We start from the raw sequence: 16,710 nt of genomic DNA, 5'->3' as shown, positions 1-16,710 counted from the left end.
CGGGGCTGGGTCAACCCTGCAGGATCGAAATCGCCTGCTCGTAGACCGCGCGGCTGCCCGCAGCGATGATGTTGCCGCCCATCTCGGCCGGACCGCCATCCCAGGCGGTGATGACGCCGCCGGCCTGCTCGATGACCGGAATGAGCCCGCCGACGTCATAGGCCTTCAGGCCGGATTCGATCACGAGGTCGACATGACCAGCGGCCAGCAATGCGTAGGCGTAGCAATCGACGCCGTACCGGAACAGGCGCACCTTGTCCTGCACGGCCTCGTAACGCGCCCGCCCTTCTCCGACGAACATATGCGGCGAGGTGGTGAAGAGGGTTGCGTCGGCAAGGTTTGCGCAGGCGCGCGTGGCCAGCACGCGGGATCCCTCCGGTCCGCGGTAGCTCGACTGCCTGCCGTCGGCAAAGTAGCGCTCGCCGGTAAAGGGCTGGTCGACCAGACCCATCACCGCCTTGCCCCTGTGATAGAGACCGATCAGCGTGCCCCAGACGGGAACGCCGGAAATGAAGGCGCGGGTCCCGTCGATCGGATCGATGACCCAGACATACTCGCGATCGAGGCCGACCGAGCCATGCTCCTCGCCAAGAATGCCATGCTCTGGAAACCGCTCGGTGATCAGGGCGCGAATCGCAGCCTCGGCAGCGCGGTCGCCTTCGGTCACGGGATCGAAGCCCTTCGTCTCCTTGTTCACCACGTCAGCGCCGACGCGAAAGCGCGGCAGGGTCTCCGCCTTGGCGGCATCGGCGAGCTGATCGAAAAAGGCGCGGTCGGGGAGCATGACGATCTCACAAAACAGGAAAGATGGGAGCGTCAATAAAGCAATGCGCAGAAAAACGGAACCGGAATAAGCCGCCGGCGGCCTTCGCACCAGCCGCCGAAGGAACCCACCTTGTCATCGGCATTCTTCGCAGCCGCGATTGACAATTGTGCGTTGCAATATTATGATTTTCTTACAGTCATTTTTGACTGCGAATACCCTTCCCAGGGTGTTTCCTCCCTAGACTTGCCGCGCGCCAAGCGCGGTTTTTTTTGCCTTCGCTGAAGTCTGCGGCAGTTCATTCGGCAGCAAGCGCGGTGTCGGATGCGTACTTCTCGACATAGCTTGCATATTCCGAAAGCGCCCAGGAGATTCCGGCCTGAACCGCTTCGAAGTCCGGCTTCTTGGTCAGCGTCGTCTCGTCCACGTAGATCGCGCGGTTGACCTCGATCTGCAAGGCATGCAGACCCTTTGCCGGCCGCCCGTAGTGCTCGGTGATGAAGCCACCGGCATAGGGTTTGTTGCGCGCAACGACGAAGCCCATGTCCTCGAACAAGTGCACGAGTGTCCGCGAAAGGTCGCCGGCAGCGCTCGTACCATAGCGATCGCCGATGATGAAGTCCGGCCGCACCCCGCCGGTGATGCGAATGTTGCCGGGCATGGAGTGGCAATCGATCAGGACGGAAAATCCGAACTTCAGGTGAGTCTGCACGACCAGGCTGCGCAGACGGGCATGGTACGGCTTGTAGATGTCTTCGATTCGCGAGAGCGCCTCCCCGACCGGCAGACGCCGCTGGTAGATCTCCATGTTCTCCGCCACGACGCGGGGGATCGTGCCAAGCCCGCCGGCGACCCGCATCGAGCTGACGTTTGCGTAGGGCGGAAGCGATCCGTCGAACATCCGCGGGTCGAGTTCGTAGGGCTCGCGGTTCACGTCGAGGAATGCGCGCGGAAAATGCGCAAGCAACATCGGCGCGCCCAGACCGGGCGCCGCATGGAAAAGCTCGTCGACATAGTGATCTTCGGACCGGCGCAGCGAATGTGCATCCAGGCGCGAATCACGGACAAATCCCTGTGGATAGACACGGCCGCTGTGCGGGGAGTTGAACACCAGCGGAATGGTCTGCGAAGCCGGCTCCAGAACCTCAAAGAGGCCTTTTTCGCTGTATTCCGGAGCCATTGCGGTCCTTTACCATGTGACAAAATCGCGAGCACTAGTATGTTGCCAGCGGCGGGCTCACGTGTCCATAGTCAGCACAACGACCAGCGAATCGGCTAATGCATCCATTCACCGGATGTTTACCGAAATCGTTTCTCGTAGCAGAACCGCCGCACAGGCAAGACAACCAGCAGTAACGGCTTCCGAGTACCATGAGTTTCAAGATCCTTCTCGCCGAAGATGACAACGACATGCGCCGCTTCCTCGTGAAGGCGCTGGAGAAGGCAGGCTACAAGGTCATGTCCTACGACAACGGCGCAAGCGCCTACGACCGGCTGCGCGAGGAGCCGTTCTCGCTGCTTCTGACCGACATCGTCATGCCGGAAATGGATGGGATCGAGCTTGCGCGCCGCGCCACCGAACTCGACCCGGACCTGAAGGTGATGTTCATCACCGGCTTTGCCGCCGTCGCGCTCAACCCGGATTCCAAAGCGCCCAAGGACGCCAAGGTTCTGTCCAAGCCGTTCCATCTGCGCGACCTCGTCGACGAGGTCAACAAGATGCTCGCCGCCTGACCACGGCTTTAGCCACCATTGATACGACCGGCCGGCCAGACGTCCTGCGCGTTCCGACGCGCAGCCGTTCCCTGTAATCCGGCGATGGTGGATCGCCGGCCCTTCCCGGCCGACAGCGATCAGGGATGCGCTTGCCGAAGCGGTCGACGCCGTGGATGTGGCCGCCTCAAGCGCGCGTGAGCAACAGCGCGACGTAAGCCACGACGGTCGTCAGCAATCCGCGGAAGGCGAACCGGACCATCCGGTACTTGTTGATCGCAAGCTGCGCCATCGCGTCCGCATTTTCCATGTACTGCCTGAATAGATAGGCCATATCGCCCGTTTCGTTTGCATCGACGAGGCGATCGCGTTGCGCCGACCACGCACCCCAGAACAGCGAGGTGCCGCGGTCCACCCGTCGCGGCAGGACGACAAGAATGGCACAAAGGATAGTAAAAACGACCGAAACGGCGAGAAATGCCGACAAAATCCCGAAAAAAGGGTGGGCGGCTGTGTATCTGGCCAGGTTGAACACCCCCTGCCCTTCGGCAGACCACATCAGAAATGCGAGCATGAAGGTAAATATGTAGGCGGCTTTCTGGTCTGCAGATTTGACCTGATCGTAAAATACGTCGTTGATCTTTTTCACATGATTGAAATGCTCAACAGAAACATTCTGCTCTTCGGGTTTTTTATCGCCGATTATTATATCCGAGGCAACACCAGAGCCCGTCATGGCATGACCACCCTCTCTCTATTGTGTTTCCCTGTTAATACAGTCGCTGGCAAAAGCAAGAGCATTGCCCGGGCGCGCTTGACATTTGCGCCATGGCTGTCAGTTCTTGCGCCGATGAGGATGCCATCCGCTCTGAGGACAATTGCGACACTGCCGCTCGTTGCTGCCTGGGGCTTGACGGCCGCCCATGGCGAGCCGATCCCGCGCGTGAGCCCCGTCGCCGGGTCCGTCATCGCCCGCAAGGCGGGCGAGGAAGTGCGCTTCCATGACGCTTCCAGCTGGCGCAATGTCGACCTCAACCAAGACCTTCTGACCGGCGACGCGTTGCGCACCAACGCCATCGGCCAGCTTGCCGTGCTATTCGCCGACAACACCCAGGTGCGCCTCGGCCGCAATTCATCAATGCTGGTCCGGCAGATGGGCGCAGCGGGCGATACCGTGCTCGACCTTCAGGCCGGCACCCTTTGGGCTCGCGCCCAGCGCGGCGGCCAGGCGCTCACGGTGGACACGCCGGCGGCGGCGGCCGCGATCCGCGGAACGGACTGGTCGCTGACCGTCGACGGCGACAAGACCTCGCTTGTCGTGCTCGAGGGCAGCGTCGAACTGGTGAATGAGTACGGCAGCGTGCAGGTCGGCCAGGGAGAGGCGGCCGTTGCCCGCATCGGCCAGGCACCGCAGAAGGTCATCGTCGTCAGTTCGGACGACCGCGAGCAGATGCTGTTCTACCTGTCCCTGCGCGACGCCTTCACATTCATGCCCGCTTCGCCGCTGAAGGTGCCGCAGATGCGTCAGGCGATCGACCGCATCGCTGCGAAGCCGGAAGCAAGCCGCAGCGCCGAGGACTGGCTGACGCTGGCCGAAACCCAGCTCTCGTTGGAAGGCCGGCAGAAGGCGGTGGAATCGCTCGATCGCGCACGCGCGATGCAGCTGTCGGCCGCTCAGCGCGCGCGGGTCGATTTTCTCGATGCGCTCGTCGCCGGAGCGGAACTCCGCTTTGACGACGCGGCCCGCCTCTTCGCCCGAGCGCGGCCTGGACTGGATGCGAAACGCGGCAGCGTTGCCGACTATGGCGGCTTCTTCGCCCGTGCCCTGGCCAATCCCCACCGGCTGGAGAAGGCGCCGCGTCATGTCACCGGGCCCTATGGCGCCTTCACCAAGGCCTATGCCGCGGGCTTTTTGGAGAGTATCCGCGCGGCGCTCGACATCATCAGGGACGCGGAACGGAGCTACCCCGACGACCCGTCGCTGCCGGCCTACCGCGCCTTCTTCGCTCTGCTTTTGAACGATCGCGAGCAGATGAAGGAGGCCATGGACCGGTCTCTTTCGCTTGATCCGACCCATCCAGTCGCGCTCCAGGCCCGCGCCCGCTACCGCGCCGACATCGAGGGAAACATCGACGCCGCGATCGAGGACATCGACGCCGCGCTGAAGATCGCCCCCGGCTCGACGAACCTCTGGAACGATCTGGGGCTGATCCAGTCGACGCGGGGCGACATGCAATCGGCCGAGGCGGCGCTGTTGCGGGCAATCGAGCTGGACCCCGAAGACGTCGCCGCCCACACCAACCTCGCCATCCTCTATCTCGACCAGGACCGCGTGCGCGAAGCCAAGCGCGAGATCGACCGGGTGATGGAGCTCAACCCCGGCTTCGACCTCGCCCTGATCGCGCGCGGGCGCTACCATTTGCAGACCGGCGAGTTGGAAAAGGCGACCGAGGACCTGCTCAAGGGCACCGTCGCCAATCCCGCGTACTCCCAAGGGCAGCTCCTGCTTGCCGTCGCCCACCAGGAGCAGCGCAATCGCGATGCTGCTCGGCAGGCATTGGACAATGCCGATCGCCTGGACCCGAACGATCCGGTCATCCCATCGTTCAGGGCGAGCGTCGCCATCGACGAGTACGATTCGGACGGCGCGATTGCCGCCGCCCAGGAATATCTGCGTCGGTTGCGCGCCCGCGGCGGCCAGCGTGCGGCAATCAGCTTCAATCATGACGCGGGATCGACGCTCAACAACGCCTTCCGCCTGCAGGGCCTGAATGCCTGGGGCCAGTTCTACGGCGACATCACCTTCGATCCCTTCACCGGAACGTCCTATATCGACCAGACGCTGCATGGCAGCGTCAATCCGTTCCTGAACAGCTATCTCTACGGCAGCGACGGCATCGAGCCGACCCAGAACAGGTCGACGTTCTCGTCCTTCATGCAGGGCCTTCTGTACGACCCGCACATGCTTGCAGGTCCCTCAGCCCGGCCGTACTACATCCGCTATCCCTTCGCCGAGGTGGAACTCGGCTACGGAATCTCGACCTTCAACGGCGACTCCCGCCCCATTTATGAAGGCAGCTGGCAGAGCTTCAGCAACCTGCCCTTTCCGGTCAGCACGCTGGCCAGTCTCCAATGGGTGCAAACGCCGTTTTCCGGCAGCAGCGCCATTCCGCCAGGCGACTATGAAGGCGAGACGAAACTGGTCAGCGGTACCGGCTATGTGACCGCGACGCCGACGCCGGACGATCGCTTCGTGGCCTATGGTCAACACTTCGACAGCCGGTTCGATCTCAGCTCGTTCTATCCCCTCTTAACGATCGACCGCGACGAAAGACTGAAGTCGACCGCGGCAGGGATCGGCTGGAGCCACACGATCAGTTTCGAGAATGTCGTGAACGCCGCCTTCTTCTACGGCGACGCCGAAAGCCACGACGATTTTTCCTGGTCGGGTGTGGCACCCATCGGCACCATCGACTCACGCCAGAGAAGTTATATTGCCGCCCTCAACCACACAGTCGCCGCTGGTGACCTGACGTGGCGATACGGTGTCGAGGGGGGCGTTGTCGATCTGGATTACGGCGGCACACTCACCTCGCAGCCGATCGACACCAGCGTCGACTATGGGCGCCTTTACGTGGACGTCCTCCACGAGATCAATCCTGTGCTGAAGGCCGAGTATGGCCTTTTTGGCACGTACGCCGACAGCGATATCGTCGAAACCCACCGGATCGATCCGCGCGCCGGCATTGCCTTTGCTCCGACAGACGGACAATGGTTGCGCGCCGCCTACATTGGCCAGAGCTATGATTTCGATCTCAATACGCTGGCACCGGTCAGCACAGTCGGCCTTCAACCGAACCAGGCAGGTCTTGCCATCGACGGAAACGTCGACACGATCGCGGCTCGCTGGGACGCGGAATGGAACGACTGGCTGTTCACCGGCGTCGAATTCCAGCATCAGGACCTCGAAGATTTCAACATCGGACATCCCGCAATCTGGGATCCGCTTTTCCTGCCGGACATCATTGGGCTGACGGACGGGCGCATCGACCGTGCAAGCATCACCTCGAATATCCACATCGGCCACGGCTTTGGTCTCTCTGGGACACTCGCCTATGTCGATTCGGAAAATCAGGATTCGGGCAGCCTGGACGAAGGCAGGTCCTTGCCTTTCGTGCCGGAATGGGCGGGACAGGTTGCCCTGACCTGGGTCAACGAAGCCAACATCAAGGCGACGGTAGCGGCAAACTATATCGGCAAGCGCACCGGCAACGAGACGATCTTCCTGGGCGACGGCGGCACACCAGGCGATCCGACAGACGACTTCCTCCTGCCCCAGGAGCTCGACGCCTACTGGACGCTCGACGCCGCCGTGACCTGGGAGCCGTTCGACAAGCGCTTCGAGCTCAGCCTTGCGGCGTTCAACCTGCTCGACGAGGATTTCGAGGTGGCGACCGGCATTCCCGGCTGGGGCCGCAGCTTCAAGGGCGCGGTCAAAGTCCGGTTCTGATGGAGACCGCGTCCCCCCCACCGCCGGCCAGAGGCGTCACCGGCACACCGAAGATCAGTCGCAGATTGCGGCTGGCGCTCCTGACCGTTGCCACCATTCTCGTCGTCTCCGCGCTCACGCGCCTGCCGGCCTGGTCGCTGCAGGAACTGCGCAGCTTCGACTACCTGTCGACGCTGGACGATCCCACCCCACCCGCAGACAGCCCGATCGTGGTTGCGATCGACGAACCCTCGCTTGCCGAACTGAACGTGCAATGGCCGTGGCCGCGCGACATCCACGCACGCCTGATCACAGCGCTGCGCGCCGCCGGCGCCAAGGCGATCGCGCTCGACATCATCTTCGCCGAGCCATCGACGCCCGAACGCGACGCGGCGCTCGCCGCCGCCCTTGGTCCCGACGTGGTGCTTGCCGGCGACGAGAGCGTGATCGTCACGCCACAGGCCGAGCAGCTCGTCCGGGCGACGCCGCTGCCGCTCTTCAGCGAGGCCGGCGCCGTCACCGGCATGGCCTCGATCACGCTCGGCGGCGACGGCATCTTCCGCGATCTGCCGCGCTACGACGACGCGCTCGCCCGCCAGCTTGCCCGCGTCGCCGGCCTGCCCGACGATTTGCCGCCGGGCGACTGGATGATCCAGTCCTATGGCCCGGCCCGCAGCTATCCGACCGTTTCCTATTACCAGGCCCTCGATCCGCAAAACTTTCTGCCAAAGGACTTCTTCCGCGACCGTGTCGTCATCGTCGGCCTGAGCCTGCAGAACGCACCGGAGATCGACCATGGCGGCGCCGACGCGTTTGCGACCCCTTATACCGTGCACACCGGCCGCCTGGTGGCGGGCGTCGAAATCCAGGCGACGCTCTTCGACAACATCACCAAGGGCAGCGCGATCCGGCGGGCGGAATCGCCCCTGGTGCTGATCGGGATCGCGCTTGCGGCAATCCTCGCGGCCTTCACCGTCTGGCGATCAACCCGCTGGCAGACCGCAGCGGTCGCGCTCGCGGTCACGCTGGCGCTGGCCGCGATCAGCTTCCTGCTGATCCGCCAGGCCTACCTCTTCGTCTCGCCGCTCGGGCCGGCGCTGGCCTTCGTCTCGGTGGCGGTCGGTCAGGCTGCGTTCGACTACGCCGACGAGCGACGCAACCGCAAGCAGATCACGCGCGCCTTTTCGCAGTACCTGTCGCCTGCGCTCGTCGAGCGGCTCGCCCGCGACCCATCGCAACTGCGTCTCGGTGGCGAGCGACGCACGCTTTCCATCCTCTTTTGCGACGTGCGCGGCTTCACCACGATCGCCGAGACGATGAAAGACGACCCGGAGCAATTGACCAACCTGATCAACCGCCTGTTGACGCCGCTCTCGGAGATCGTGCTCGGTCACGGCGGAACGATCGACAAATACATCGGCGACTGCCTGATGGCCTTCTGGAACGCGCCGCTGGACGATGACGATCACGCCAATCATGCGGTCGCTGCGGCGATCGACATGCTGGCGCGGATGGAGGCGCTGAATGCCGAGCTGAAGCGCGAGGCCGCCGAGCGCGGATCGGCCTACCACGAGCTTCGGATCGGCATCGGGATCAACACCGGCGATTGCGTCGTCGGAAACATGGGCTCCTCCCAACGTTTTGACTATTCGGTACTGGGCGATTCGGTGAACCTAGCCTCCCGCCTCGAAGGCGCATCGAAAAACTACGGGGTGCCGCTGCTGATCGGCGAAGGCACCGCCCTTCTGGCGGACCGTTTCGTCAGCCTCGAGCTGGATCGCATCACGGTGAAGGGACGCACGGTCGCCTCTCCGGTCTTCACGGCCCTGCCCGATGTTCCGGCCGGGACGGCAGCCAGGCACAACCGGATCATCGCCGCCCGCTATGCCGGCACGTTGCAGCCAGAAGATCCGCTCTTCAATGAATTGATGGCGGCGCTGCCGGCTCTCTCACGCTATTATGAAGGGGTGCGCGCCAGCCTCGTCGACAATCACACCTGCGAAGGCAAGCAAGCTTCCTCGTGACCGGCGATAAAAACGATGGCGCGTCCGTACTCTTCATAAAACAGGCCGCCACTCTCATCTTGAACCGTGCGGCAACGGACACGACCATCGGTTGACATGCCGGGCCGATGTCTCAAGAGTGCTGGAGGCTGGCAGCGTTTGGAGGATGTGGGTCTATGCGTGCGTTAATCGGTTTTTCCGCAATCGTCCTCGCCGTCGCAGCAAGCGCATATCCTGGACAAGCTGCCGAGACAAAGCGATCGATCGTCATCACGGAAAACGGCGACTATTTCGGCTTCGACCTGCGCACCGTGCAGAACGTCACGCTCGACCAGTGCAAGACCAGCTGCATCGATGACATGTCCTGTCGCGCTTTCACCTATAATCCGAAGGTGAAGTGGTGCTTCCTCAAGTCCGACTTCAGTCAGTTGAACGGGTTCCCCGGCGCGATCGCCGGCAAGATTGCACTCAGCGATGGCGAGCCCGATGTCGGTGCCGCGCCCTCGCTCGATTTCATCTCCGAAGGGATGGAAGCGGAAGCGCGGGCGCTGAAGGCCAACCTGGCGCTGCTGAGCACGCAGGAAGGCCAGGGCGTCGAAAGCCTGGCCTCGCTCGGCCGCATCGAAATATCATCGGGGCGCGTCTCGGAAGCCCTCGACGCCTACAAGGGCGCATTGTCGCTTGCGCCGGACGACCTTTATCTCTGGATCGAAATAGCGCAAGCGGCGGCACAGGCAACGGACAATGCCGATCTCGCCGGCCAGGGGCCGCTTGCCGCGCTGAATGCCTACTGGCTGACACGCACCACCTCCGGCCGGGCGCAGGCGCTGGCCGTTCTCGCCGAAACGCTGGACAAGTCGGCCAACTATCGCGCCGGGCTGAGCGCCTACAAGGCGAGCCTTGCGCTCGTCGAGGACCCGGCTGTGCGTGCCGCCTATCTCGATCTCAAGGCGCGGCAAGGCTTCCGCGTCGTCCAGCACACGATCGACAACGACAGCGTCAGCCCGCGTGCCTGCGTACAGTTCTCCGAACCGCTGGTGAAGTTCGGGGCGGACTATGCGAGCTTCGTGACCATCGACGGCACGGCGCCGAAGGGCGTCGAGGCGAAGGACAACCAGATCTGCGTCGAGGGCCTCCAACATGGCCAGCGCTACAAGCTTGCCCTCCGTCAGGGCCTGCCGTCCTCCGTCGACGAGAGCCTCGAGGCGCCGGTCGAGCTCGACATCTACGTGCAGGACCGCAGCCCGAGCGTGCGCTTCACCGGCGACAGCTTCGTGCTGCCGAGCACCGCGCGCCGCGGCATTCCGCTGGTTTCGGTCAACACCGACAGCGCCGACCTGAAGCTCTATCGCGTCGGCGACCGCAACATCACCGCGGTGCTCGCCGGCTCCCAGTTCCTGACCCAGCTCGACGGCTACGGCGCCGGCCGCATCGAGAGCGAGTTCGGCGAACTCGTCTGGCAGGGCCAGATCGAGATGCAGCGCGACCTCAACAAGGACGTCGTCACCTCGTTTCCGGTCGACGAGGCGCTGCCGCAGCGCCAGCCCGGCATCTACGTGCTGACGGCGACGGCCTCGAACGGGCCGAAGCGCGACTGGGAACCGAAGGCGACCCAGTGGTTCCTCGTCTCCGACATCGGGCTGTCGACCTTTGCCGGAACCGACGGCCTGCACGTCTTCGCCCGCGCGCTTGGCAGCGCCCGGCCAATGGCGGGCGTCGAACTGCAGTTGCTCGCCAGGAACAATGAAATCCTCGGCACCGCGATCACCGACGCCGACGGCCGGGCGACCTTCACCGCCGGGCTGATCCGCGGCACCGCCGCGATGATGCCCGCGGTGCTGACGGCGCGGAACGGCACGTCGGACTATGTCTTCCTCGACATGACCCGCGCCGGTTTCGATCTGTCCGACCGTGGGGTCACCGGACGGCCGGCGCCGGGCGCGATCGATCTCTTCGCCTGGACCGAGCGCGGCATCTACCGCGCCGGCGAGACCGTGCATGCCGCGGCCCTTGCCCGCGACATCGAGGCAAAATCGATCGAGAAGCTGCCGCTGACCTTCGTCTTCACCCGCCCCGACGGGGTCGAGGACCGCCGCATCGTCAGCACCGACAGCCAGCTCGGCGGATATGCCGTGGACTATGCGATCCAGCCGAACGCCATGCGCGGCACCTGGACGATGCAGGTCTTCGCCGATCCGAAGGCGCCCGCGCTTGGCGACAAGACATTCCTCGTCGACGATTTCGTGCCCGACCGCACCGAATTCGACCTGACCAGCGCGGCGAAGGAAATCGTCGCCGGCACACCGGTCGCGATAGACGTCGCGGGCCGCTATCTGTATGGCGCCCCCGCCACCGGGCTCGACATCGAGGGTGACATCGCCCTCAAGCCGACCCGCGAAAGCGACCTCTTCAAGGGCTACGTCTTTGGCCTTGCCGACGAGGAGGCGATGGAGGAAAACCGCATGCCGATCGAGGGGCTTCAGCCTCTCGATGACGACGGCACGGCGACTTTCGAGGTTGATGTCGGCGAACGCCCCGCCACGACACAGCTGCTCAACGCAAGCATCACGATCCGCATGAGCGAGGCCGGGGGCCGCGCCGTCGAGCGTTCGCTGACGCTGCCGGTCCGCTCCGAGGGGCCGATGATCGGAATCAGGCCGGCCGCGTCCGGCGACGTGCCGGAAAACTCCGTCGCCCGCTTCCACGTGATCGTCGCCGGTCCGGACGGGACGAAGCAGGCGATGACAGGCCTGACGTGGAAGCTGCTCAGCGTCCAGCGTGACTACCAGTGGTATCGTGACGGCAGCTCGTGGCGCTACGAGCCGATCCTTTCGACGAAGCAGGTCGAGGCCGGCGTGATCGACGTCGGCGCCGACGGTGCGGACGTTGCCGTGCCGGTCAGCTGGGGCCGCTACCGGCTCGAAGTGGAGACCGCATCCGCCGACGGCCCGGCGACGAGCATCGAATTCAATGCCGGCTGGTATGTCGAGGCGACCTCGACGGAGACGCCGGATGCGCTGGAAATCGCCCTCGACAAGCAGAGCTATGCGATCGGCGACACGGCGAAACTGAAAATCTCCTCGCGCTATGCCGGCGAGTTGCTCGTCACGAACGGCACGGAAAGCCTGATCTCCGTCAGCACCGCCTCGCTCGGTGAGACCGGCGGCGAGGTCGAGATCCCCGTCACCGCGCAGTGGGGTGCCGGCGCCTACGTCACCGCCACGCTCTACCGCCCCGGCGATGCCCGGGAGAGCCGCATGCCGATGCGCGCCATCGGCATCAAATGGCTGAAGGTCGATCCGGCCGGGCGCAAGCTCAATGTAAACCTCGACGCGCCGGAGAAGACGCTGCCGCGCCAGCCGCTGGACATCGCCGTCTCGGTCGAAGGCGCCGGCGCCAACCAAGACGCCTATGTGACGGTGGCCGCCGTCGACGTCGGGATCCTCAACCTCACCCGTTACGAGGCGCCAGATCCGGACGGCTGGTACTTTGGCCAGCGCCGCCTCGGCCTTGAGATCCGCGACCTCTACGGGCGGCTGATCGACGGCTCGCTCGGAGCCGTCGGCCGGCTGCGCACCGGCGGCGACGGCGGACAGATGGCCCTAGAGGGCAGCCCGCCGACCCAAAAACTCGTCGCCTTCTTCTCCGGCCCCGTGAAACTAGACGCCGACGGCAAGGCGAAGGTCTCCTTCGATATCCCTCAGTTCAACGGCACCGCCCGCATCATGGCCGTCGCCTGGTCGAAGGACGGCATCGGCCACGGCACGGCCGACGTCATCATCCGCGATCCGGTCGTCGTCACCGCCAGCCTGCCGAAGTTTCTGACGCCCGGGGACCGCGCGGCGCTTCGGCTCGACATCGCCAACACCGATGCGCCCGACGGCGATTATCAGCTGGCGATCATCCACAACGAAGCGGTGCTGGTCGAGCAGACCGGGGCTGCGCAGACCGTCCGACTGGAAGCGGGCGGCAAGGCCGACCTGACCCTGCCGCTCGTCGGCGGCGCGGTCGGCAACGGGGTCGTTACGGTGGCGCTGTCCGATGGCACCGGCCGCAGCTGGGAGCAGGCGCTCGACATTCCCGTGCGGCCGGCGACCATGCCCGTCACGACACGGCGCGTGCTGGAGCTTGCCGCCGGCGGCAGCCTGACGATCGACGACCAGCTGCTCGCCGACAGCATCCTCGGCGGCGCTTCGGTGGCGCTCAACGTCTCGCGCTCCGCCGCCTTCGACATTCCCGCCATTCTGATGACGCTCGACCGCTATCCCTACGGTTGCGCCGAGCAGACGACCAGCCGTGCGCTGCCGCTGCTCTATCTCAGCGAGCTGTCGAAAAATGCCGGGCTTCCCGACGACGCCGAGACGAAGAAACGGGTGCAGGAGGCGATCTACCGCGTGCTCTCGGACCAGTCCTCCTCCGGCAGCTTCGGGCTCTGGGGGCCGGGCTACGGCGACCTCTGGCTCGACGCCTACATCAGCGATTTCCTGACGCGCGCCCGCGAGCAGAAGTTCGAGGTTCCCGACCAGGCGATGGCGCAGGCCCTCGACAACCTCCAGAATGCGCTGTCCTACGATAACAACGTGCAGGAGCGCGGCAACGAGATCGCCTATGCGCTCTACGTGCTGGCCCGCAACCGCAAGGCCGCGATCAGCGACCTGCGCTATTACGCCGACACGCGTCTTGCCGAGTTCCCGACGCCGCTTTCAAAGGCGCACATCGCCGCAGCCCTCGGGCTCTACGGCGACGCGCAGCGCGCCGACCGGATCTTCCGCGAAGCGCTGCGCATGTCGACGGACGTCACCAATGTCAGCCTCGCACGATCCGACTACGGCTCGGCCTTGCGCGACGGCGCGGCCGTGCTGGCGCTTGCCGCGGAGAGCCACCCGACGCCCGCGATCATCCCGCAGCTTGCGACGTTCGTCGCCGGCGAGTGGGAACGGAAGGCCTATACCAGCACCCAGGAGCAGGCCTGGATGCTGCTTGCCGCCCGCGCGATCCTGAACGAGGACGATTCGCTGCAATTGGAGGTCGATGGCGCCGCGCACGTCGGCCGCTATGCCGCCCGCATGAGCGGCGAGGACCTGCAGCGCACGCCGGTCACCATCGTCAACCGCGGCAAGGAGCCCGTCTCGACCGTGCTGACGACCGTCGCGGCCCCCGCCCGGCCGCTGCCCGCCGGCGGCGACGGCTTTGCGATCGAGCGCAGCTACTACACGCTCGACGGCGAACCGGCGAACGTCTCCGAGGCCCGCCAGAACGAGCGCTATGTCGTCGTGCTGAAGGTCACCGAGAACAATCCCTGGCACGCGCGGGTGCTGATCACCGACCTGCTGCCGGCCGGCTTCGAGATCGACAATCCCAGCCTCGTCAGCAGCGCCGACCTTTCCAATTTTGAATGGATCGGTGAGGTCGAGGCAGCCCATACCGAGTTCCGCAGCGACCGTTTTGTCGCCGCCTTCGACCGTTCGGCGGGCAACAACAACGGCATGACGCTCGCCTACGTCGTGCGGGCCGTGACGCCCGGGACTTACGACCACCCGGCCGCAACCGTTGAGGACATGTACCGGCCGCAGTTCTCCGCCCGCACGGCAACCGGGCGCATGCAGGTGCTGGCCGAGTAGGAGGCGCCCGTGTCCCGGCTGCGCAATGGCCTGTTTGCCCTGGTGGGTGGTGCGGTTCTCTGCACCGTGCTCCTGCACGGCCTTGACTGGGCCGACCGGGCCTATCCGCCGCCGATCGAGAAGGCGAAGGAGGTGTCCCGCGAGGTGGTCGACGCGGACGGGCGGCTGCTGCGCGCCTTTGCCACCTCCGAAGGCCTCTGGCGGCTGCAGACGACGGCAGGGGACGTCGATCCGCAGTTCGTCCGCATGCTGATCGCCTATGAGGACCAGCGTTTCTACGAGCACAAGGGCGTCGATCCGTTGGCGCTGTTGCGAGCCGCCGGCCAGTTCGTCGGCAACGGCCGGATCGTCTCCGGCGCCTCGACGCTGTCGATGCAGGTGGCCCGACTGATCGAGCCACGGGAAAACCGGTCGGTGCTCGCCAAGATCAGGCAGATCGCCCGCGCGGTCCAGATCGAGCGGCGGCTCACCAAGGCCGAAATCCTCGACCTCTATCTCACTCACGCTCCCTATGGCGGTAATCTGGAAGGCGTGCGGGCGGCGAGCCTTGCCTATTTCGGCAAGGAGCCGAGGCGACTTTCGGTCGCCGAATCAGCGCTCCTCGTCGCCTTGCCGCAACTGCCCGAGCGCCGCCGACCGGATCGCTTCCCGAAGGAGGCAGAGGCGGCGCGGTCGCGCGTGCTGGCGCGGCTGGCCGTGTCCACCATCATCGGCGAGGGCGAGGCGGAGCGGGCCTCGGCGGAAGGCGTTCCCGGCCGCCGGCTGCAGCTTCCGACGCTGGCCCCGCACCTCTCCGAACTTGCGATGCGCAAGGACCCCGGGCGCCAGCGCCACGAGACGACGATCAAGCGCGACATCCAGCAGGCGCTGGAGACGGTCGCCCGCGAGGCGGCCGCCCGGCTCGGCGAAAAGCTCTCGGTCGCCATGGTGATGGCCGATGCCAGGACCGGCGCGATCGTCGGCGAGGTCGGCTCGGCCGACTATTTCGACGCGTCGCGTTCCGGCTGGATCGACATGACACGCCAGGTGCGCTCGCCCGGCTCGGCGCTGAAACCCTTCATCTACGGGCTCGCCTTCGAGGAGGGGCTGGTCGCGCAGGAGACCATTGTCGAGGACCGGCCGGCCGATTTCTTCGGCTACCGGCCGCGCAATTTCGACATGAGCTACCAGGGCGACGTCAGCGTGCGCGAGGCGCTGCAGCTCTCCCTCAACGTGCCGGCGGTGCGGCTGCTCGACGCCGTCGGCCCGACCCGGCTGATGGTGCGGCTGCGTCGCGCCGACGTCCGGCTGGCGCTGCCGGCCGGCGAGGCACCGGGGCTGGCGATCGGCCTCGGCGGCGCCGGCATCAAGCTGCGCGACCTCGTCCAGCTCTATGCCGCGCTGGCCAATCAGGGCAGCATCGTGCGGCTCGGCGACGGGGTCGAAGCGGCGCCGCAGATTGTGGTCGGCGATCCCCTGCTCGATCCGGTCGCGGCCTGGAACGTGTCCGACGTGCTGTCCGCCGTCCTGCCGCCGCGCGGCAGCCGAAGGCTCGGCATCGCCTACAAGACCGGCACCAGCTACGGATACCGGGACGCCTGGTCGGTCGGCTATGACGGCCGCCACGTGCTCGGCGTCTGGGTCGGCCGCGCCGACAATGCCGCGGTCCCCGGCCTGACCGGCTACGGGTCGGCCGCGCCGATCCTGTTCGAGGCCTTCTCCAAATCCGGCGTCGCGATCACGCCGCTGCCGAAGGCGCCGCCGGGTGCGGTCCGGATTGCCCAGTCCGAGCTGCCGGTCGGGCTTCGCCGTTTCAGCCGCACCGACAGCGGCCTCGTTTCGGCCAGCGCGCGCGAACCGGCGCCGCAGATCGTCTATCCGCCGGAAGGGGCCCATGTGGAGCTGGGTGCCAGATCCGGCAGCGCGATCACGCCGCTGGCGCTCAAACTGCAGGGCGGGCGCGCCCCGTTCCGCTGGCTCGCCAACGGCCGGATGCTGGCCGAAAGCTCTCGCCGCCGCACCGCCGAATGGGTGCCTGACGGCGCCGGCTATTCGACGCTGACGGTGATCGATGCGGTTGGCCGGGCGGCGAGCGTGCGGGTGTTCGTGGAGTAACGGGGGGCGCGTGAGCTTCCGTCGCCG

8 protein-coding genes are annotated in these 16,710 nt (G+C 65.5%); 5 read left to right on the top strand and 3 right to left on the bottom strand.

Annotation, left to right across the window (positions count from 1 at the left end):
• Positions 1-10: 10 nt before the first annotated feature.
• Positions 11-784, bottom strand: a complete 774-nt coding sequence (hisN, locus tag JNC62_RS08220) for a histidinol-phosphatase (RefSeq protein ID WP_374837696.1) — start codon at positions 782-784, stop codon at positions 11-13.
• A gap of 277 nt (positions 785-1,061) precedes the next feature.
• Positions 1,062-1,943 (bottom strand): N-formylglutamate amidohydrolase, encoded by an 882-nt coding sequence (locus tag JNC62_RS08215; RefSeq protein WP_374837694.1) that lies wholly within the window; start codon positions 1,941-1,943, stop codon positions 1,062-1,064.
• A gap of 191 nt (positions 1,944-2,134) precedes the next feature.
• Here JNC62_RS08215 and cpdR1 point away from each other — a divergent pair, with 191 nt between their 5' ends.
• On the top strand, positions 2,135-2,497 hold the full coding sequence (gene cpdR1 / locus JNC62_RS08210) for a response regulator CpdR1 (RefSeq protein ID WP_192246785.1): 363 nt from the start codon (positions 2,135-2,137) through the stop codon (positions 2,495-2,497).
• A gap of 166 nt (positions 2,498-2,663) precedes the next feature.
• Here the strand turns inward: cpdR1 and JNC62_RS08205 are convergent, their stop codons facing one another.
• The gene (locus tag JNC62_RS08205) at positions 2,664-3,212 is read right to left on the bottom strand and encodes a Pycsar system effector family protein (protein ID WP_374837692.1); all 549 of its coding nucleotides are present in this window, start codon (positions 3,210-3,212) and stop codon (positions 2,664-2,666) included.
• A gap of 120 nt (positions 3,213-3,332) precedes the next feature.
• Here JNC62_RS08205 and JNC62_RS08200 point away from each other — a divergent pair, with 120 nt between their 5' ends.
• The 4 genes from JNC62_RS08200 to pbpC all read left to right on the top strand — a co-directional run bounded on the left by JNC62_RS08200 (position 3,333) and on the right by pbpC (position 16,683).
• The gene (locus JNC62_RS08200; protein WP_374837690.1) at positions 3,333-6,986 is read left to right on the top strand and encodes a FecR domain-containing protein; all 3,654 of its coding nucleotides are present in this window, start codon (positions 3,333-3,335) and stop codon (positions 6,984-6,986) included.
• Positions 6,986-8,989 carry a CHASE2 domain-containing protein gene (locus JNC62_RS08195; protein WP_374837688.1) on the top strand — a complete coding sequence of 668 codons (2,004 nt, stop codon included), beginning with the start codon at positions 6,986-6,988 and terminating at the stop codon, positions 8,987-8,989. Before JNC62_RS08200 ends, JNC62_RS08195 begins: the two co-directional genes overlap by 1 nt.
• 155 nt (positions 8,990-9,144) lie before the next feature.
• On the top strand, positions 9,145-14,589 hold the full coding sequence (locus JNC62_RS08190; RefSeq protein WP_374837686.1) for an alpha-2-macroglobulin family protein: 5,445 nt from the start codon (positions 9,145-9,147) through the stop codon (positions 14,587-14,589).
• Between the two features lie 30 nt (positions 14,590-14,619).
• The gene (gene pbpC / locus JNC62_RS08185; RefSeq protein WP_374837909.1) at positions 14,620-16,683 is read left to right on the top strand and encodes a penicillin-binding protein 1C; all 2,064 of its coding nucleotides are present in this window, start codon (positions 14,620-14,622) and stop codon (positions 16,681-16,683) included.
• Positions 16,684-16,710: the final 27 nt, after the last annotated feature.

Source organism: Mycoplana ramosa (assembly GCF_041930185.1).
Classification (GTDB): domain Bacteria; phylum Pseudomonadota; class Alphaproteobacteria; order Rhizobiales; family Rhizobiaceae; genus Mycoplana; species Mycoplana ramosa.
The sequence above is the reverse complement of the archived record's forward strand: the minus strand, read 5'-3'. Positions and strand labels throughout refer to the sequence as shown.